This is a genomic window from Pseudomonas sp. SJZ080 (genome assembly GCF_007828295.1).
In the GTDB taxonomy this organism is placed as follows: Bacteria; Pseudomonadota; Gammaproteobacteria; order Pseudomonadales; family Pseudomonadaceae; genus Aquipseudomonas; species Aquipseudomonas migulae_A.
On the sequence record NZ_VIUK01000011.1, the window covers coordinates 22,525 to 40,590 of the forward strand.

Here is an 18,066-nt window from a genome sequence, read left to right on the forward strand (position 1 = left end):
GAGACCACTTGAAATCAGCAGTCGGGTTTGTCGGCGGTGAAACGTCGCGCCGGGTTCACGGCCGCGCCGAATTCACGCAGGGCTTTGGCGCCGATCAGCAGCGGGTAGTTGAAGCTGCTGCGGTCGGTCAGGTTGACCTCGACCGTGCGTTTGACGTTGCCCAGGCACAGTTCCAGATCGACTACCGGACGTTTGGTGGGCGCCGCGGCATCTTCATCCTCGTCTTCTTCGGAACGGGTCTTGATCTTGCTGATCCGCGCGACTTTGTGCTCGTAGACCTTGTTGCTCGCATCTTTGGTCGCGAGGCGGAAGCGCACCCACTCATCGCCATCGCGGGTGAAGGTTTCGATGTCTTTGGCCGACAGCGACGCGGTCAGGGCGCCGGTGTCCATTTTCGCCTTGAGGACTTCGCCGCCGATTTCCGGCAGCGCAATGTATTCGTAGCGCCCGTACAGGGTCGGCTCGGCGGCCAGGACCGGCAGGGCCACGAGGGACAGCAATGCGAGGAGGGATTTCACGTGATGGATGTCCTTGGGAGATGGGCAGCGCAATTTTAGACCGTCAGTGGGCAATTCGTTCGTTCTTGAGATCGCTTCGCGGGCAAGCCCGCTCCCACAGGGTTTTGTGTCGTTCAAAAAACTTGCGTACACCCCAATCCACTGTGGGAGCGGGCTTGTCCGCGAAGAGGCCGGAACAGTCACTGGAGCAATTTGATCTGAATGGCATCGAAATATACCGAGACAAAGGTGAAACATTCGTCACCACCGATTTGGCCTGTCGCCCGAAGCTGCTTATCATGGCGCGCCCAAACGCTTCCAAGAGTTACTTATGCGCCGCCTGCTCACCGGCTGTTTCGTTACCCTGCTGCTGTTGCTCAACACCCTCGTCCTGTTCGGACCGCTAATGGTGTTTGCCCTGCTCAAACTGGTCCTGCCCGGCCGCTGGCGTGATTATGCATCCACGGCGGTGATGTGGATCGCCGAGACCTGGGCCGAGATCGACAAGCTGATCTTCCGTCTGTGCATCCCCACACAATGGGACATTCGCGGCGGCGCGGACCTGCGGGTCGACACGTCGTATCTGGTGATCAGCAACCATCAATCCTGGGTCGATATCCCGGCGCTGATCCAGGCACTCAACCGGCGCACGCCGTTTTTCAAATTCTTCCTCAAGAAAGAACTGATCTGGGTACCGTTCCTGGGCCTGGCCTGGTGGGCGCTGGATTACCCGTTCATGAAGCGCTACACCAAGGCGTTTCTGGCAAAGAACCCGCAGTTGGCCGGCAAGGACCTGGAGATCACCAAAGCGGCGTGCGATCTGTACAAACGTCAGCCGGTGACGGTGGTCAATTACCTCGAAGGCACCCGGTTCACGGCGGCGAAAAGCACTCAGCAGCAGTCACCGTTCACCCATCTGCTCAAGCCCAAGGCCGGCGGCGTGGCGTTTGTGCTGGCGGCAATGGGTGAACAGCTGGACGCCATTCTCGATGTGACGGTGGTGTATCCGCAGCAGAAGATTCCGGGGTTCTGGGATTTGATCAGCGGTAACGTGCCGAGGGTGATCATCGACATCAACACCCGCGAACTCGACCCCGCGCTGTGGCAGGGTGATTACGAGAACGATCCGGCGTTTCGCGAGACGGTCCAGAACTGGGTCAACCAGCTCTGGATCGAGAAGGACCGGCGCATCGACGCCTTGCGCGCCGAGCGCCGCTGAATCAGATGCCGGCGCCCCAGATTCCGCCCAGGCTCTGCAGCAGTGAACCGCCCACGCCCTGTTGGCCGAAGTATTGCAGAATCAGCGGGGCAAACTGGCCGATCATGCCGCTGTCCATGCCCAATGCGCTGAACGCGTTGTTCAGGTCGTTGGTGTCCTTGACGTTGCCCAGCGCGTTATCCAGGCCGGCCGCCTTACCGGACGAACCGAGCAACCCGGCGAGGACACCCAGTTCACCACCGCCGGACAACATGTCGATGCCCGGTACGTTTTTGGCCAGTTCCGAATAGTCGGTCGAACTCAATTGATTCTTGGCCAGACCGAGCATCGCTCCGGTGCCGCCAACGACTTGCTGTGGTGTCAGGTTCAATTGGCTGAGCGCACCCAGCAGACCTGCCGTTTCAGAGGTCGGCGCTGCCGCTGTGGCAGCGTTATCGCCATTCATGCCGGAAATGGCATTGGCCGCATCGCTCAGGCTGAACTGAGCAAAGACCGGGCTGGCCGCCAGGGTCATGAGCGATGCCAGTACAAAACCACGTGAAAACTTCATCCAGACATCCTCTTGTGCCATGAAAACCGCCGGTAACAGGCGGAAAAGCTGCCGTTTTGACCGGTCTTCCGTCGGCATGTTCCTCAGCGCTACATCCATTTTCAGCCCGCTCGTCTGCGGATTGATGCATGGCTCAAACAAAAACGGCGACCCGAAGGTCGCCGTTCTGTATTGCGTGAAGCCTTATGCCGCGCTGAACAGCTTGTGCGGATCGATCACAAACTTCTTCGGCACGCCCGCATCGAACTCGCCATAGCCTTGCGGTGCTTGATCCAGGCTGATCACCTGAACGCCCACCACTTCGGCGATGTTGATGCGATCCCACATGATCGCCTGCATCAACTGGCGGTTGTACTTCATCACCGGGGTCTGGCCGGTGTGGAAGCTGTGGGATTTGGCCCAGCCCAGACCGAATCGAATGCTCAGGCTGCCCATTTTCGCGGCAGCATCCACAGCACCCGGATCTTCGGTCACGTACAGGCCCGGGATACCGATTTTGCCAGCAACCCGAACCACGCCCATCAACGAGTTGAGGACAGTGGCCGGAGCCTCGTGTTTCACGCCGTCATGGCCGTGACCGCGCGCTTCGAAGCCCACGGCGTCGACGGCGCAATCCACTTCCGGCTCACCCAGCAGCGCAGCGATCTGTTCGTGCAGCGGCGTGTCCAGGGACAGGTCGGCAATTTCGAAACCTTGCGCCTTGGCGTGGGCCAGGCGAACGGTGTTGACGTCGCCGATGATCACCACCGCAGCGCCCAACAGGCGAGCGGAAGCGGCTGCAGCCAGACCGACCGGGCCGGCGCCAGCGATGTACACGGTGCTGCCCGGGCCAACGCCGGCCGTCACTGCACCGTGGTAACCGGTTGGCAGGATGTCGGAGAGGCAGGTCAGGTCGCGGATTTTTTCCATCGCGCGATCGCGATCAGGCAGTTTCAGCAGGTTGAAGTCAGCGTACGGCACCATCGCGTATTCAGCCTGGCCGCCGGTCCAGTCGCCCATGTCGACGTAACCGTAAGCACCGCCCGGACGCGCCGGGTTCACGCTGAGGCAGACGCCGGTGTGCATTTCCTTGCAGGAACGGCAGCGCCCGCAAGCCACGTTGAACGGAACGGACACCAGGTCGCCGATCTGAAGGTTCTCGACGTCGCTGCCCTTCTCGATCACTTCGCCAGTGATTTCGTGGCCCAGCACCAGACCGGTCTGAGCGGTGGTACGGCCGCGCACCATGTGCTGGTCAGAACCACAGATGTTGGTGGAAACCACGCGCAGGATGACAGCGTGATTGATCTTCCTGCCACGCGGGTCCTGCATTTTCGGATAGTCGATTTTCTGTACTTCGACCTTGCCAGCGCCGAGATACACCACACCACGATTGCCAGACATGCTTTCACCTCGCTGTTGTTTTTATGTAGCGGTCGCGTCGCCATGGATCGGCGGCGCGTTGATTGCTCGGGTTATTGCCTGTGTGTGTCTTGTGTTGTCTGTTATGGCCTCATCGCTGGCAAGCCAGCTCCCACAGTGATTGGGGGTGTTCACAGAATTTGTGAACGATACAAAACCTGTGGGAGCTGGCTTGCCAGCGATGGCGATCTAAAGAACGACGGTTCTGTTCGCGTTCAAAAACACCCTTCTTTCGATGTGATACCCAACCGCCCTGGCCAATGTCAGCCCTTCGATATCCCGCCCCTTGGCGATCAAATCTTCCGGGTAATGACTGTGATCCACCACCTCCACGCCCTGGGCGATGATCGGCCCCTCGTCCAGATCGTTGTTGATGTAGTGCGCTGTGGCACCAACCAGTTTCACGCCCTTGTTGTAGGCCTGGTGATAAGGCTTGGCGCCCTTGAAACCCGGCAGCAGGGAGTGATGGATGTTGATCGCCTTGCCGTCGAGTTTGCGGCACAGCTCCGGTGACAGAACCTGCATGTACCGCGCAAGGATCACCAGTTCGGCGCCGGAATCCTCGATCACCTGCCACACCTGACGCTCTTGCGCCGGCTTGTCGTTGGGGTTGAGCGGGAAGTGGTAATACGGGATCTGGTGCCAGTCGGCCAACGGCTTGAGGTCCGGGTGGTTGGAGACCACGGCGGCGACGTCCATCGACAGCTGGCCGATGCGTTGGCGGTAAAGCAAATCGTTGAGGCAGTGATCGGCCTTGGAGACCATGATCACCACTTTGGGCCGATGGTGCGGCGGGGTCAGCTCGAAGATCATGCCGAAGGACTGACCACGTTCTTCGAGGCCTGCGCGAAAGGCTTGTTCGTCAAAGCCGTCGGGTTGACGGAACTCCACGCGAATGAAGAACCGGCCCGAAAGCCGATCATCGAAGGAATGGTGCTCAGTGACGTAGCAGCCCTGCTCGAACAGAAAGCGGGTCACCGCGTCCACGGTGCCGAGAACGCTTGGGCAGTCGGCGGTCAGAATCCATGTGTCTGGGGCGCGGCTCATAGTGCGGTGACTCCTGTTGTTATGGGCAACCGCTGCGCGGTTGATCGCCAGCAAGCCGGCTCCTACAGTTTTCTGTCGTTCACAAATGATGTGTAGGACACGGGCCTGCAGGAGCCGGCTTGCTGGCGATAAAATCTCAAGCCTGGACGCTAAGCCCGTACTCAGCCGACGCATCCTGCAACCACAACCACCAGTAATCCGAGAAGCTGCGGCGGATCAGCAGTTCCCAAGTGTCTTCGGCGGTGTGGCGGATCACCAGTTGCGACTTGGCGAACACGGTGCCCACTGCCTTGCCGACCGGGAAGCTGTTCGGGTGCACGTCGTAGCTGGTGGATTTCATCAGCACCTGGCGTACGTTCGGGCCGCTCAGTTCGAGGATCTGCTGACCGCCGCTGACGTTGACGATCTGGATGTGCAGGTCGCCCAGCGCTTCACGCAGTTTCTGCTCGGCGGCGAACTCTTCGCCGGTTGGCACGATCAGCAGCCATTCATCCGGCCCCATCCATTGCAGGCTGGTTTCGCCTTTGACGATGACACTCAGTGCGCCTGGCAATTCGATGCCGAGGGCCTTGTGCACGCCTGCGGCAAACGCGGCATCGTGGCCATCACCACGGAGGGTCAGGTGGCCGAGGAGTTTTTTCTCACGCACGATCACGCCGGCGTTTTTGCGGCCCTTGCCGACCAGGCTGGCGAGGTCGGCATGATGCAGCGACGACTCGGCCTTGGCCCCGGTGGTTGGGCGTTGTTGGTAAACATTGGCTGCGGTCATAAAGCACCTGTTCCTGAATTCTGTTGATGGTGCGGTTGCCTCCTGTAGGAGCCGGCTTGCTGGCGATCCGGACGACGCGGTGTATCAGGTGCACCGCGTTATCGTTCATCGCCAGCAAGCCGGCTCCTACAGTCATAATCACATCCGGCAATCACACGTTCTGGCGATCACCCTTTGGATCGAAGAACACCGAAGAAACGATTTCCGCCTCGATCACGCTGCCATCGGCCAGCGGTGCGAACACGCGCTCACCGATGCGCTTCAGGCCGCCTTTGACCACGCCCATGGCAAACGAATAGCCCAGGGAGTTGTGCAGGTAGCTGGAGGTGACGTGACCGACCATCGTCATCGGGATCGTCTGCTTGGTGTTGAACACCAGTTGCGCACCTTCCGGCAGCCATTTGGTCGGATCGATCGGCTTCAGGCCCACCAGCTGTTTACGTTGATCACGCACGCAGTCTTCGCGGTTCATGCCACGCCAGCCGATCCACGAGAACGGTTTGGTGCGACCGACACACCAGCCCATGTTCAGGTCATCCGGAGTCATCGAGCCGTCGGTGTCCTGACCGACGATGATGAAGCCTTTCTCGGCCCGCAGGATGTGCATGGTTTCGGTGCCGTACGGCGTCAGGTTGTACTTTTTGCCGGCCTCGACGATTTTCTCGAGCACGCCCATGGCGTAGTCGGCCTGTACGTTGACTTCGTACGACAGCTCACCGGTAAACGAGATCCGGAACACCCGCGCCGGCACACCGCCGACCAGGCCTTCTTTCCAGGTCATGAACGGGAAAGCTTCGTTGCTCAGATCGATGTCGGTCACTTCGCTGAGCAGCTTGCGGCTGTTCGGCCCGGACAGGGTCATGGTTGCCCAGTGATCCGTCACGGAAGTGAAGTACACCTTCAGGTCTGGCCATTCGGTCTGTTGGTAGATTTCCAGCCATTGCAGCACGCGTGCAGCGCCGCCGGTGGTGGTGGTCATCACGAAATGGTTGTCGGCCAGGCAGGCAGTCACGCCGTCGTCGAAAACCATGCCGTCTTCTTTGCACATCAGGCCGTAACGGGCCTTGCCCACGTCGAGCTTGGTCCAGGCGTTGGTGTAGATGCGGTTGAGGAACTCACGCGCATCCGGGCCTTGAATGTCGATCTTGCCGAGGGTCGACGCATCCAGCAGGCCGACGCTGTCGCGAACGGCTTTGCATTCGCGTTTCACCGCGGCATGAATGTCTTCACCGTTTTTCGGGAAGTACCAAGGACGCTTCCATTGACCGACGTCTTCGAACTCGGCGCCGTTCTTCACGTGCCAATGATGCAGCGCGGTGAAGCGGACAGGTTCAAAGATGTGCCCACAGTGACGGCCGGCCACGGCGCCGAAGGTGACCGGCGTGTAGTTCGGACGGAACATGGTGGTGCCCATCTGCGGGATGGTCACGTTCAGCGAACGGGCGGCGATGGCCAGGCCGTTGACGTTGCCGAGCTTGCCCTGGTCAGTACCGAAGCCCAGTGCGGTGTAGCGTTTGACGTGCTCGACCGACTCGAAGCCTTCGCGGGTCGCCAGTTCGATGGCGGCGGCGGTGACGTCGTTTTGCAGGTCGACGAATTGCTTCGGCGCACGTGCGGTGCTCTTTTCGTGCGGCACCTGGAACAGCGCCAGGGTTGGCTCTTCCAGACGGCTCAGGGCTTTCGGCAAGGTGCCTTCGACCACGCTGAAACCGGCTTCGCTGGCTGCGCGAGCGCCGCCTTCGAAACCATCGGCCAGGGAATCGCCGAGGCCATAGACGCCGTTGATGCCACCGACGCACACGCGTTTCTGCGGTGCCTCGCCCGGTACGAAACCGAGGATATCTTCACGCCAGATCGGCTTGCCGCCCAAATGCGACGCCAGGTGAACCACCGGGCTGTAACCGCCGGAACTGGCGATCAGGTCGCAATCAAGCCATTCGCCAGGACTGGTCACGGCGTGTGCTTTCACATCGATCGCGGCAACGCGAGCGGCGGTCACGTGTTTGCTGCCACGGGCCTCGATCACGGCACTGCCGGTCAGGATGCGAATGCCTTTGGCACGGGCTTCTTCCACCAGCGCACCACGCGGGTTGCTGCGGGCATCAGCGATGGCCACGACTTGCAGGCTGGCGTCGAGCCAATCCAGCGCAACGCGGTAGGCGTGATCGTTGTTGGTCGACAGCACCAGCTTCTTGCCCGGTGCCACGCCGTAACGGCGCACGTAAGTCGAGACTGCACCGGCAAGCATGTTGCCCGGCACGTCGTTGTTGCCGTAAACCAGCGGACGCTCGTGAGCGCCGGTCGCCAGGACCACGCGCTTGGCGCGAACCCGGTGAATGCGCTGACGCACCTGGCCAATCGGGGCGCGGTCGCCGAGGTGATCGGTCAGGCGCTCGTGAATGGTCAGGAAGTTATGGTCGTGGTAACCGTTGACGGTGGCGCGCGCCAACAGCAGCACGTCCGGGGTGTCTTTCAGTTCGGCAATGACGCTGGCGACCCACTCGGTGGCTGGCTTGCCGTCGAGGCTTTCGCGGGAATCGAGCAGGCTGCCGCCGAACTCTTCCTGTTCATCAGCCAGGATCACGCGGGCACCGCTGCGCGCAGCGGCCAGTGCAGCGGCCAGGCCAGCAGGGCCGGCGCCGACGATCAGCACGTCGCAGTGCTGGTTCATGTAGTCGTAGGTGTCCGGATCGTTCTCGGTCGGCGAGCGGCCAAGACCGGCGGCCTTACGAATGTACTTCTCGTAAGTCATCCAGAACGATTGCGGGTACATGAAGGTTTTGTAGTAGAAGCCCGGCGGCATCAGCTTGCCACCGACCTTGCCGAGAATTCCCATCATGTCGTTGTTCACGCTCGGCCAGCCGTTGGTGCTGGTGGCGACCAGGCCTTGGTACAGCGCTTGTTGCGTGGCGCGTACGTTCGGGATCTGCGTGGCTTCGGTCGCGCCGATCTGCAGCACGGCATTCGGCTCTTCGGCGCCGGCGGCGAAGATGCCGCGCGGACGGGAATACTTGAAGCTGCGGCCGATGATGTCGACACCGTTGGCCAACAGGGCAGCGGCCAGGGAGTCGCCTTCAAAGCCTTTGTAGACCTGGCCGTTGAAGGTGAAGCTCAGCACTTTGTTGCGGTCGATCCGTCCGCCGTTGGACAGGCGATTGATCTGGCTCATACCTTCTCTCCCAGAGCCGTGGTGGCCGCTTTCGGGCTATCGGTCTTGTCGGTGAATTGTGGCTTGGTGCCGATCTTGTAGGTCTCGAGAATCTCGTAGGTCACGGTGTCGCGGGTGGCGTTGAAGTACTGACGGCAACCGGCGGCGTGAATCCACAGTTCGTGGTGCAGACCGCGAGGGTTATCGCGGAAGAACATGTAGTCGCCCCACTCCTCGTCGGTGCAGCTGTTCGGATCCAGTGGACGCGGGATGTGCGCCTGGCCGGATGCGTGGAATTCCTCTTCGGAGCGCAGCTCGCCGCAGTGAGGACAGAAGATATGCAACATGGGGATTTCTCCTGTTAGTGGGCAACCGCAGCAGCGCCGTGTTCATCGATCAACGCACCGTTGTGGAAACGGTCGATGGAGAAAGGTGCGGCCAATGGGTGCATTTCACCCTTGGCCAGGCTTGCGGCAAATACGTTGCCCGAGCCAGGTGTAGCCTTGAAGCCGCCGGTGCCCCAACCGCAGTTGAAGAACATGTTCGGGACCGGGGTTTTCGAAATGATCGGGCACGCGTCCGGCGTGGTGTCGACGATGCCGCCCCACTGACGGTTCATGCGTACGCGCGACAGCACCGGGAACATCTCGACGATGGCCTGGATGGTGTGTTCGATCACCGGGTACGAACCACGCTGGCCGTAGCCGTTGTAGCCGTCGATACCGGCGCCGATCACCAGGTCGCCCTTGTCGGACTGGCTGATGTAGCCGTGTACGGCGTTGGACATGATCACGCTGTCGATAATCGGCTTGATCGGCTCGGATACCAGCGCTTGCAGCGGATGGGATTCGATCGGCAGACGGAAACCGGCGAGCTTGGCCATGTGCCCGGAGTTACCGGCCGTGACCACACCGACGCGCTTGGCACCGATGAAGCCCTTGTTGGTTTCAACACCGATGCACACACCGTTTTCCTTGCGGAAACCGATCACTTCTGTCTGCTGGATCAGGTCCACGCCGAGTGCGTCAGCGGCACGGGCAAAGCCCCACGCCACGGCATCGTGACGGGCCACGCCGCCGCGACGCTGGACGGTAGCGCCCATCACCGGGTAGCGCGTGTTTTTCGAGCAGTCGAGGTACGGAATCTCGTCAGCCACTTGCTTGGCATCGAGCAGCTCACCGTCCACGCCGTTGAGGCGGTTGGCGCTGACCCGACGCTCGGAATCACGGATGTCCTGCAGGGTGTGGCACAGGTTGTAAACGCCGCGCTGGGAGAACATCACGTTGTAGTTCAGGTCCTGGGACAGGCCTTCCCACAATTTCATCGCGTGTTCGTACAGGTGCGCCGACTCGTCCCACAGGTAGTTGGAGCGAACGATGGTGGTGTTGCGCGCGGTGTTACCGCCGCCCAGCCAGCCTTTTTCGACCACGGCCACGTTGGTGATGCCGTGTTCCTTGGCCAGGTAGTAAGCCGTGGCGAGACCATGCCCGCCACCGCCGACGATGACCACGTCATAGACCTTTTTAGGGGTCGGCGTGCGCCACATTTTCTGCCAGTTTTCGTGATGGCTGAGGGAGTGTTTGAAGAGGCCGAAGCCCGAGTAGCGTTGCATAGTCATTTACTCCAAAACCGCGCTCAGCGATAAACCGGGAAATCTGCGCACAGGGCCGACACTTGCTGCGCGACATTGGCCTCGACATCGGCGTCGCCGAGGTTGTCGAGGATGTCGCAGATCCAGCCGGCCAGCGTGACGCACTGGGTCACCTTGAAGCCGCGCGTGGTCACCGCCGGGGTGCCGATGCGCAGGCCGGAAGTGACGAACGGCGACTGTGGATCATTCGGGACAGCGTTCTTGTTCACAGTGATGTGGGCGCGACCGAGTGCTGCATCCGCCTCTTTGCCGGTGAGGCCCTGACGGATCAGGCTGACCAGGAACAGGTGGTTGTCGGTGCCGCCGGACACTACATCGTAGCCGCGTTTGATAAATACGCCGGCCATGGCCTGGGCGTTATCGATCACTTGTTGTTGGTAAGCCTTGAAACCTGGCTCCAGCGCTTCCTTAAAGCACACGGCCTTACCCGCGATCACGTGCATCAGCGGGCCGCCCTGGGCACCCGGGAAGACTGCTGCGTTGAGCTTCTTCTCGATTTCTTCGTTGGCCTTGCACAGGATCAGGCCGCCACGTGGACCGCGCAGGGTCTTGTGGGTGGTGGTAGTGACCACGTCGGCATACGGCAGCGGGTTCGGGTACAGACCGGCAGCGACCAGACCGGCGACGTGAGCCATGTCGACGAACAGCAGCGCACCGACTTTGTCAGCGATCTGACGGAAACGTGGGAAATCGAGGGTCTTGGAGTAAGCCGAGAAGCCGGCAACGATCATCTTCGGCTTGCATTCGACGGCCAGGCGCTCGACTTCGTCGTAGTCGATCAGGCCGGTCTTGGTGTCGATGCCGTACTGCACGGCGTTGTACAGCTTGCCCGAGGACGACACTTTGGCGCCGTGGGTCAGGTGACCGCCATGGGCCAGGCTCATGCCCAGAATGGTGTCGCCGGCTTGCAGCAGGGCCAGGTACACGGCGCTGTTGGCCGAGGAACCGGAGTGAGGCTGCACGTTGGCGTAATCGGCGCCGAACAGTTGCTTGGCGCGTTCGATGGCCAGGGCTTCAACCTTGTCCACGTGCTCGCAGCCACCGTAGTAGCGCTTGCCCGGATAGCCTTCGGCGTATTTGTTGGTCAGGCCACTGCCTTGCGCTTCCATGACGCGTTTGCTGGTGTAGTTCTCTGACGCGATCAGCTCGATGTGATCTTCCTGGCGTTGCTCCTCGGCATTCATCGCCGCCAGCAGTGCATCGTCGTAACCCTTGATCTGGTCTTGCTTGCTGAACATCGCGTCTCTCCCAGCGGCGGCGGTGCGCCATTCGTCTCGGTGAGGCACGTACCTGTCGGCAGTGCCCTTTGATGCGATGGTATGACCGGCGCAGACAGGTCAAATGCCTACGGACGCCACGCAAAGGTGCGTTTACGACATGGACTGAAATGGCCGCACCTGACTCGATCGCAAGATCAACATAGATCCCAGTGGGAGCGGGCTTGCTCGCGATGGCGGCGGGTCAGCCGACATCCATGCCGGATGTGACGCCGCCATCGCGAGCAAGCCCGCTCCCACAAGGGTTATGCGGCGATCTGGCGGACGAGCAATAGCAGTAGAAAGTGCAGCGGATAGAGCGCATACGCCCAACGCCGCATCGGCGGTGGCTTGAAATGCCCGGCATGTCGCAACAAGAACAAACCGAGCAATGGCGCGATCAGACAAATGGCTATGCCGAACAGGGCGGCGCTGCTGCCGAACCGGGCCGAGGCAAACAACACCTGCCATTGATTGGCAGCCATGCACACCCATCCCGGCAACAGACTGAAATACCAGGGGCGCCTGATCACCAGCAGCATCGCCAGCGGCAGTAGAACGCCAAAGAAACCGAACATCAGGCGTTCCGAGAACACCGCCGCCAGGACCAGCGCGCCAGCCGCGAGCAGTCGCGATTGCAGCGTTTCCTGCTGCCAGCCACGTGCGACCAACAATCCAAGCGCCAGCGTAGGCAACACGTTCAACGTATCGGGATCGGGAATGAACATCCTGTAAGGGATTTCGCTGACGGCACTGAACAGCAACAACCAGCCCAGATACCGCCACTGATGTGTGACTTCCCGTGCCCGCGAAACATTCGCCGCCATCGCCAGACAAAACCACGGAAACGCCAACCGGCCGGGAGCATAAAGAATATCGACGGAGTAACCGACATATCGCAGGTGATCGAGCACCATGCTCAGCAGCGCCAGCCACTTCAGCAGATCCAGTGCCCCATCCCTTTGTGTCATGTGCATAATTGCCCGTCGTCTCGGTATTTTTCTGTCAGACGCATCCTGTGTGCTCCCCGGATGATCTTCGGTAAAGTGCGCACCATCATTGACCACGAGGCGCTTCACCATAAGCGCCCCGACCACGGAAAGCAGGGCTATGACCGATAAGAGCCAACAATTCGCCAGCGACAACTATTCCGGTATCTGCCCTGAAGCCTGGGCGGCGATGGAACTGGCCAACCACGGCCACCAGCGCGCCTACGGCGACGATGAATGGACCGCCCGCGCGTCCGATCAATTCCGCAAATTGTTCGAAACCGACTGTGAAGTGTTCTTCGCCTTCAACGGCACCGCCGCCAACTCACTGGCCCTGTCGTCGCTGTGCCAGAGTTACCACAGCGTAATCTGCTCGGAAACCGCTCACGTCGAAACCGACGAATGCGGCGCGCCGGAATTCTTCTCCAACGGCTCCAAACTGCTGGTCGCCCGCACCGAAAACGGCAAGCTGACCCCGGAATCGATCCGCGAAGTGGCCCTCAAGCGCCAGGACATCCACTACCCGAAACCGCGCGTCGTGACCCTGACCCAAGCCACCGAAGTCGGCAGCGTCTATACCCCGGAAGAAATCCGCGCCATCAGTGCCACGTGCAAAGAACTGGGCCTGAACCTGCACATGGACGGCGCACGCTTCTCCAACGCCTGCGCATTTCTTGGTTGCTCGCCAGCGGACCTGACCTGGAAAGCCGGGGTCGATGTCCTGTGCTTCGGCGGCACGAAAAACGGCATGGCCGTAGGTGAAGCGATTCTGTTCTTCAACCACAAACTGGCCGAAGACTTCGACTACCGCTGCAAGCAGGCCGGTCAGCTGGCGTCCAAGATGCGCTTCCTCTCGGCGCCGTGGGTCGGGATTCTGGAAAACGACGCCTGGCTCAAATACGCCCGCCACGCCAACCATTGCGCGCAGTTGCTGGCCGAGCTGGTCAGCGACATTCCCGGCGTGGAACTGATGTTCCCGGTGCAGGCCAACGGCGTGTTCCTGCAACTTTCGGAACCGGCCATCGCCGCACTGACCGCCAAAGGCTGGCGCTTCTACACCTTCATCGGCAACGGTGGCGCACGCTTCATGTGCTCGTGGGACACCGAGGAAGAGCGCGTTCGCGAACTGGCGGCGGATATCCGCGAAGTCATGTCGAGATAAGCCATCTGACACACGACAACTTGTAGGGGCCGGCTTGCTGGCGATGGCGGTGTGTCAGACATGCCGCATTGCAGCGTTCGCCAGCAAGCCGGCTTCTACAGGTGACCACGCCTTGGTCTACATTAAGTCGCTCACATAACAATAATCAGGAGCGCACGCATGTCATTACAAGGCAAAACCCTGTTCATTACTGGCGCCAGTCGCGGGATTGGCCGTGAGATCGCACTGCGGGCTGCGCGGGATGGGGCCAACATTGTGATTGCGGCCAAAAGTGCCGAACCGCATCCGAAGCTGCCGGGCACGATTTTCAGCGTCGCGAAGGAAGTCGAAGCGGTGGGAGGCAAGGCACTGGCCTTGCAGGTGGATGTGCGCGATGAAGTAGCGGTGCGTGAAGCCTTGGCCCGGGCCAACGAACATTTCGGCGGTATTGATGCGCTGATCAACAACGCCGGCGCAATCAAGCTGACCGGCGTTCAGCACATCGAACTCAAGCGCTTTGACCTGATGCACCAGATCAACACCCGCGCCGTGTTGCTGTGCAGTCAGGCCGCCCTGCCCTATTTGAAGAAGAGCAGCGGCCATATCCTCAATCTGTCACCGCCACTCAACCTGGCCACCAAATGGTTCGCCCAATACAGCCCGTACACCGTAACCAAATACGGCATGAGCATGCTCACGCTGGGCATGAGCGAGGAATTCAGGAATTACGGCATCAGCGTCAACTCGCTGTGGCCGCAAACCATGATCGCCACCGCCGCCATCGAGTTTCAGCTGGGTTCTCGCGAGTCCTTCAAACATGCGCGCACACCGGCGATCATGGCGGACGCCGCCCATGTGATTCTGGACAGCAGCGGTCGCAGCATTACCGGGCGGTTGCTGATTGATGAGGAGATTCTGCGGGAAAACGGGGTGACGGATTTTGAAGGGTATCGGTTTGAGCCGGGCTCCACCGACAACCTGATGCCAGACCTGTTTGTCGACTGAAATACCACCCCTGTGGGAGCGGGCTTGCTCGCGAAAGCGCCGGATCAGTCAACATCAGTGTTGACTGTCAGTACGCCTTCGCGAGCAAGCCCGCTCCCACATTTGGTTTTGCGGTGTGCGTTAAAACTCGATGCGCACATCACCCTTCGGCACGCTGCAGCACGAAAGAATGTATCCCTCGGCTTCGTCTTCCTCGGTGATCCCGCCGTTGTGGTCCATCTCGACCTCGCCTCCCAGCTTCATCACCTTGCACGTCCCGCAGATCCCCATCCCGCAGGCCTTTGGAATCAACAGACCCAGCTTGGCAGCAGCGGCGTGGACCGTTTCCCCCGGTGCAACGCGAATGCTCTTGCCGGACGCGGTGAATTCCACCTGGTGCAGATCCGCCACGTCGATGTCCGGTGCATCTGCGGCAATTTCGGCTTGCTCCACCGCATCGGCACGGGCTTCCGGTGGCGTGGCACCGAAGGACTCCTCGTGATACCGCTTCATGTCGAAACCGACGGCTTCGAGCATGCGCTTCACCGCGTTCATGTACGGCGTCGGCCCGCAGCAGAACACTTCGCGCTCCATGAAGTCCGGTGCCATCAGTTCAAGCATCTTGTGGTTCAGGTAACCGCGATAACCGGCCCACGGCTCGCCCAGACCATGCTTCTCGCAGATCAGGTGCAGGCTGAAGTTGTCGATTCGCGACGCCATGTGTTCCAGCTCGCGGTGATAAATGATGTCTTTGGGCGAACGGGCGCTGTGGATAAACACCATGTCGACGTTGCCGTTGGTGTCGTAGAACCAGCGCGCCATGGACATGACAGGTGTGATGCCGACGCCGCCGCTGAGGTACAGGACCTTGGGCGCGGGAAAGTCCATGGCGTTGAATAGCCCGACCGGCCCGTGCACTGCCAGTTCCTGGCCTTCATGCAGGGTGTCGTGCAGCCAGTTGGAGACCTTGCCGCCCGGCACGCGCTTGATCGTTACCGAGAAGCTGTACGGCACCGACGGCGAGCTGGAAATGGTGTAGGAGCGCATGATCGGCACGCCTTCGATTTCCAGCTCCAGGGTGACGAACTGCCCGGGCTTGAAGAAGAACAGGATCGGCTGGTCAGCCATAAAACAGAAGGTGCGCACATCCCAGGTTTCCTGGATGACTTTGACGCAACGGACGATGTGTCGGCCATTGGCCCAGGTCTGGGTGGTTACCGGATTCAGGAAGCTGTTGGACATGCTGTTCTCCACCGCCGATGGTCGGCCTTATGTTGGCGATTCTGCGTATAGCGCAGAACACCCATTTACCTATCTGCGACATTCACATACTTATCGCGACCAGCCCGCATATACCGGGGGTTGCGCGTCGGGAACAGATTGGGCCATGTCGCCCATGGATAAGGTTCTGGCCAGCGCCGGCCCCACACTCGCTCCATACCAAGACACAACCTTTACACCTTGCGTAGCAAACCTGATCAGCCACTTTCGCGGCCACGCAGATGGCCTTGAGGAAACACACGATGGACGTCACCACTACCCTGAGCCTGGGCGATCCACTGGAACCCGCACGCAAGGCCACCGCGCAGATGCTGCAAGAGCGCGAACGTACTTTCTCGCTGCCGCAGCCGTTTTACTCTGACGAGCGGCTGTTTGATATCGACATGCAGGAGATCTTCCAGAAAGAGTGGTTGATCGCCGGCATGACCTGCGAAATCCCGACCAAGGGCAACTACCTGACCCTGCAGGTCGGCAAGAACCCGATCATCGTGATTCGCGGTGCCGAGGGCGTGGTGCATGCGTTCCACAACGTCTGCCGCCACCGCGGTTCGCGGCTGTGCACCAGTGAAAAAGGCAAGGTTGCCAAGCTGGTCTGCCACTACCACCAGTGGACATACGAACTGGACGGTCGCCTGCTGTTCGCCGGCACTGAAATGGGCGCCGACTTCGACATGAAGCAGTACGGCCTCAAGCCGGTGAACGTGAAGACTGCCGGTGGCTACATCTTCATCAGCCTGTCGGAGAACCCGCCGGCCATTGATGACTTCCTGTCGACGCTCAACCATTACATGGAACCGTACGACATGGAAAACACCAAGGTGGCGGTGCAAACCACCTTGATGGAAAAGGCCAACTGGAAGCTGGTGCTGGAAAACAACCGCGAGTGCTACCACTGCAACGCGTCGCACCCGGAATTGCTGAAAACCCTGCTGGAATGGGACGACGTCACCGACCCGCGCGCCGATCAGGCGTTCAAGGATCACGTCGCAGCCTCCGCCGCTGCCTGGGAAGCCGAGAAGATCCCTTACGCCCACGCCAGTTTCGGCCTGCGTAACCGCATCGTGCGCATGCCGCTGCTCAAGGGCACCGTGTCGATGACCATGGACGGCAAACAGGGCTGCGCCAAACTCATGGGCCGCATCAAGAACCCGGACCTGGGCTCGATGCGCATCCTGCACCTGCCGCACTCGTGGAACCACTGCATGGGCGACCACATCATTGTGTTCACCGTATGGCCGATCAGCGCGCAGGAAACCATGGTCACCACCAAGTGGATCGTGCACAAGGACGCGGTCGAAGGCGTGGACTACGACGTGGAGCGCATGCGCCAGGTCTGGGATGCCACCAACGATCAGGATCGTCGCCTGGCCGAAGAGAACCAGCGCGGGATCAACTCCACTGCTTACCAGCCAGGGCCTTATTCCAAGACCTATGAGTTTGGTGTGGTGAACTTTGTGGACTGGTACAGCGAGCGTCTGTTGAACAACCTTGGTGCTGAGCCTGCGCCGTACCTCAAAGGGGTTCCGGTTCAAGGCTAAAAGCAAAAGCTTCGCGAGCAAGTCGAATCGTCGCACCGCCGCTCCCACATTGGATCTACGTTGTGCACAAATCTTGTGGTCAACACGGTCAAGTGTGGGAGCGGGCTTGCTCGCGAAGGCACCCGAATGGTCACCGCCTTTCTTTCTCCATACCCTCCCCTCCATAGATCTGTACGAAATATGATCTATTGCGCTCAGCGCTATGCCGTTCGTGGCTTCCAGCCTTCAGCAAACAAGTTATCCACACCTCCACCCACAGCTAATGGGGACAAGTGTGTGAAAACCCATAAGTTTCTCCACAGAAACCGAAGAAAATCCGTGATTTATCCAGAAGCAGGGTTTTGAACAGCGATTGACTGTTTTTTGACCACCCCCCTGAAAGCTAAGCAATACGTGGCCTGTGGAGGATGGCGAACACCTTATCCACAGAAGCGCCAACAGACTTTGGGGGCAACTTTGGCAAATCTGTGGAAAACCGCCGGAAGCCGCGATAAATCGGGCTTTGCGAGAGACTTATCAGCGTAAAGCGGTGATTTGGTTGTTTTTTAATCAGACACCTGAAAGCCCCGTTTTACAAGGCCTGCAGCCGACAGCG

Annotated in this window: 15 protein-coding genes; 4 read left to right on the top strand and 11 right to left on the bottom strand. The window is 60.2% G+C overall.

Annotation, left to right across the window (positions count from 1 at the left end):
- Positions 1-14 precede the first annotated feature (14 nt).
- Complete coding sequence (locus tag FBY04_RS15860; RefSeq protein WP_017341175.1) at positions 15-518, bottom strand: ATP-dependent zinc protease; 504 nt, start codon at positions 516-518, stop codon at positions 15-17.
- A gap of 310 nt (positions 519-828) precedes the next feature.
- Between FBY04_RS15860 and FBY04_RS15865 the strand changes: the two genes are divergently transcribed.
- Entirely contained in the window at positions 829-1,716 is an 888-nt protein-coding gene (locus FBY04_RS15865; protein WP_084318443.1) for an acyltransferase, read from the top strand.
- Position 1,717: 1 nt separating this feature from the next.
- On the opposite strand, the gene FBY04_RS15870 is transcribed toward FBY04_RS15865, so the two are convergent.
- From FBY04_RS15870 to FBY04_RS15910, 9 genes are all read right to left on the bottom strand, one after another.
- Entirely contained in the window at positions 1,718-2,266 is a 549-nt protein-coding gene (locus FBY04_RS15870; RefSeq protein WP_084318444.1) for a DUF2780 domain-containing protein, read from the bottom strand.
- A 183-nt stretch (positions 2,267-2,449) separates the two neighbouring features.
- Positions 2,450-3,649, bottom strand: a complete 1,200-nt coding sequence (gene fdhA / locus FBY04_RS15875; RefSeq protein WP_017341178.1) for a formaldehyde dehydrogenase, glutathione-independent — start codon at positions 3,647-3,649, stop codon at positions 2,450-2,452.
- Positions 3,650-3,856: 207 nt separating this feature from the next.
- Positions 3,857-4,714: a formyltetrahydrofolate deformylase gene (gene purU / locus FBY04_RS15880; RefSeq protein WP_145315772.1), complete on the bottom strand. Its 858-nt coding sequence runs from the start codon at positions 4,712-4,714 to the stop codon at positions 3,857-3,859.
- Positions 4,715-4,850: 136 nt separating this feature from the next.
- Entirely contained in the window at positions 4,851-5,483 is a 633-nt protein-coding gene (locus FBY04_RS15885) for a sarcosine oxidase subunit gamma (RefSeq protein WP_084318446.1), read from the bottom strand.
- A gap of 151 nt (positions 5,484-5,634) precedes the next feature.
- Entirely contained in the window at positions 5,635-8,652 is a 3,018-nt protein-coding gene (locus FBY04_RS15890; RefSeq protein WP_145315773.1) for a sarcosine oxidase subunit alpha, read from the bottom strand.
- Positions 8,649-8,978 (bottom strand): sarcosine oxidase subunit delta, encoded by a 330-nt coding sequence (locus FBY04_RS15895; RefSeq protein WP_034147448.1) that lies wholly within the window; start codon positions 8,976-8,978, stop codon positions 8,649-8,651. Before FBY04_RS15895 ends, FBY04_RS15890 begins: the two co-directional genes overlap by 4 nt.
- Positions 8,979-8,992: 14 nt before the next feature.
- Complete coding sequence (locus tag FBY04_RS15900) at positions 8,993-10,243, bottom strand: sarcosine oxidase subunit beta (protein WP_007947735.1); 1,251 nt, start codon at positions 10,241-10,243, stop codon at positions 8,993-8,995.
- 23 nt (positions 10,244-10,266) lie between these two features.
- Positions 10,267-11,520: a serine hydroxymethyltransferase gene (gene glyA, locus FBY04_RS15905; protein WP_084318448.1), complete on the bottom strand. Its 1,254-nt coding sequence runs from the start codon at positions 11,518-11,520 to the stop codon at positions 10,267-10,269.
- A gap of 284 nt (positions 11,521-11,804) precedes the next feature.
- Positions 11,805-12,515 carry a TraX family protein gene (locus FBY04_RS15910; RefSeq protein WP_145315774.1) on the bottom strand — a complete coding sequence of 237 codons (711 nt, stop codon included), beginning with the start codon at positions 12,513-12,515 and terminating at the stop codon, positions 11,805-11,807.
- Positions 12,516-12,648: 133 nt separating this feature from the next.
- On the opposite strand from FBY04_RS15910, the gene FBY04_RS15915 reads away from it, so the two are divergent.
- Both FBY04_RS15915 and FBY04_RS15920 read left to right on the top strand, forming a co-directional pair.
- A complete protein-coding gene (locus tag FBY04_RS15915; RefSeq protein ID WP_084318450.1) occupies positions 12,649-13,689 on the top strand; it encodes a low specificity L-threonine aldolase in 1,041 nt (346 codons plus the stop codon).
- A gap of 159 nt (positions 13,690-13,848) precedes the next feature.
- A complete protein-coding gene (locus FBY04_RS15920; protein ID WP_145315775.1) occupies positions 13,849-14,673 on the top strand; it encodes an NAD(P)-dependent oxidoreductase in 825 nt (274 codons plus the stop codon).
- A 120-nt stretch (positions 14,674-14,793) separates the two neighbouring features.
- On the opposite strand, the gene gbcB is transcribed toward FBY04_RS15920, so the two are convergent.
- Positions 14,794-15,894: a glycine-betaine demethylase subunit GbcB gene (gene gbcB, locus FBY04_RS15925; protein ID WP_084318452.1), complete on the bottom strand. Its 1,101-nt coding sequence runs from the start codon at positions 15,892-15,894 to the stop codon at positions 14,794-14,796.
- A 281-nt stretch (positions 15,895-16,175) separates the two neighbouring features.
- Between gbcB and gbcA the strand changes: the two genes are divergently transcribed.
- Positions 16,176-17,471 carry a glycine-betaine demethylase subunit GbcA gene (gbcA, locus tag FBY04_RS15935; protein ID WP_031319164.1) on the top strand — a complete coding sequence of 432 codons (1,296 nt, stop codon included), beginning with the start codon at positions 16,176-16,178 and terminating at the stop codon, positions 17,469-17,471.
- Positions 17,472-18,066: the final 595 nt, after the last annotated feature.

What these genes read in the sequence shown, in the direction of transcription:
- FBY04_RS15865 (WP_084318443.1), top strand. Translation starts at nt 829, where the DNA reads ATGCGCCGCCTGCTCACCGGCTGTTTCGTTACCCTGCTGCTGTTGCTC.
- FBY04_RS15870 (WP_084318444.1), bottom strand. Translation starts at nt 2,266, where the DNA reads ATGAAGTTTTCACGTGGTTTTGTACTGGCATCGCTCATGACCCTGGCG.
- fdhA (WP_017341178.1), bottom strand. Translation starts at nt 3,649, where the DNA reads ATGTCTGGCAATCGTGGTGTGGTGTATCTCGGCGCTGGCAAGGTCGAA.
- purU (WP_145315772.1), bottom strand. Translation starts at nt 4,714, where the DNA reads ATGAGCCGCGCCCCAGACACATGGATTCTGACCGCCGACTGCCCAAGC.
- FBY04_RS15885 (WP_084318446.1), bottom strand. Translation starts at nt 5,483, where the DNA reads ATGACCGCAGCCAATGTTTACCAACAACGCCCAACCACCGGGGCCAAG.
- FBY04_RS15890 (WP_145315773.1), bottom strand. Translation starts at nt 8,652, where the DNA reads ATGAGCCAGATCAATCGCCTGTCCAACGGCGGACGGATCGACCGCAAC.
- FBY04_RS15895 (WP_034147448.1), bottom strand. Translation starts at nt 8,978, where the DNA reads ATGTTGCATATCTTCTGTCCTCACTGCGGCGAGCTGCGCTCCGAAGAG.
- FBY04_RS15900 (WP_007947735.1), bottom strand. Translation starts at nt 10,243, where the DNA reads ATGCAACGCTACTCGGGCTTCGGCCTCTTCAAACACTCCCTCAGCCAT.
- glyA (WP_084318448.1), bottom strand. Translation starts at nt 11,520, where the DNA reads ATGTTCAGCAAGCAAGACCAGATCAAGGGTTACGACGATGCACTGCTG.
- FBY04_RS15910 (WP_145315774.1), bottom strand. Translation starts at nt 12,515, where the DNA reads ATGCACATGACACAAAGGGATGGGGCACTGGATCTGCTGAAGTGGCTG.
- FBY04_RS15915 (WP_084318450.1), top strand. Translation starts at nt 12,649, where the DNA reads ATGACCGATAAGAGCCAACAATTCGCCAGCGACAACTATTCCGGTATC.
- FBY04_RS15920 (WP_145315775.1), top strand. Translation starts at nt 13,849, where the DNA reads ATGTCATTACAAGGCAAAACCCTGTTCATTACTGGCGCCAGTCGCGGG.
- gbcB (WP_084318452.1), bottom strand. Translation starts at nt 15,894, where the DNA reads ATGTCCAACAGCTTCCTGAATCCGGTAACCACCCAGACCTGGGCCAAT.
- gbcA (WP_031319164.1), top strand. Translation starts at nt 16,176, where the DNA reads ATGGACGTCACCACTACCCTGAGCCTGGGCGATCCACTGGAACCCGCA.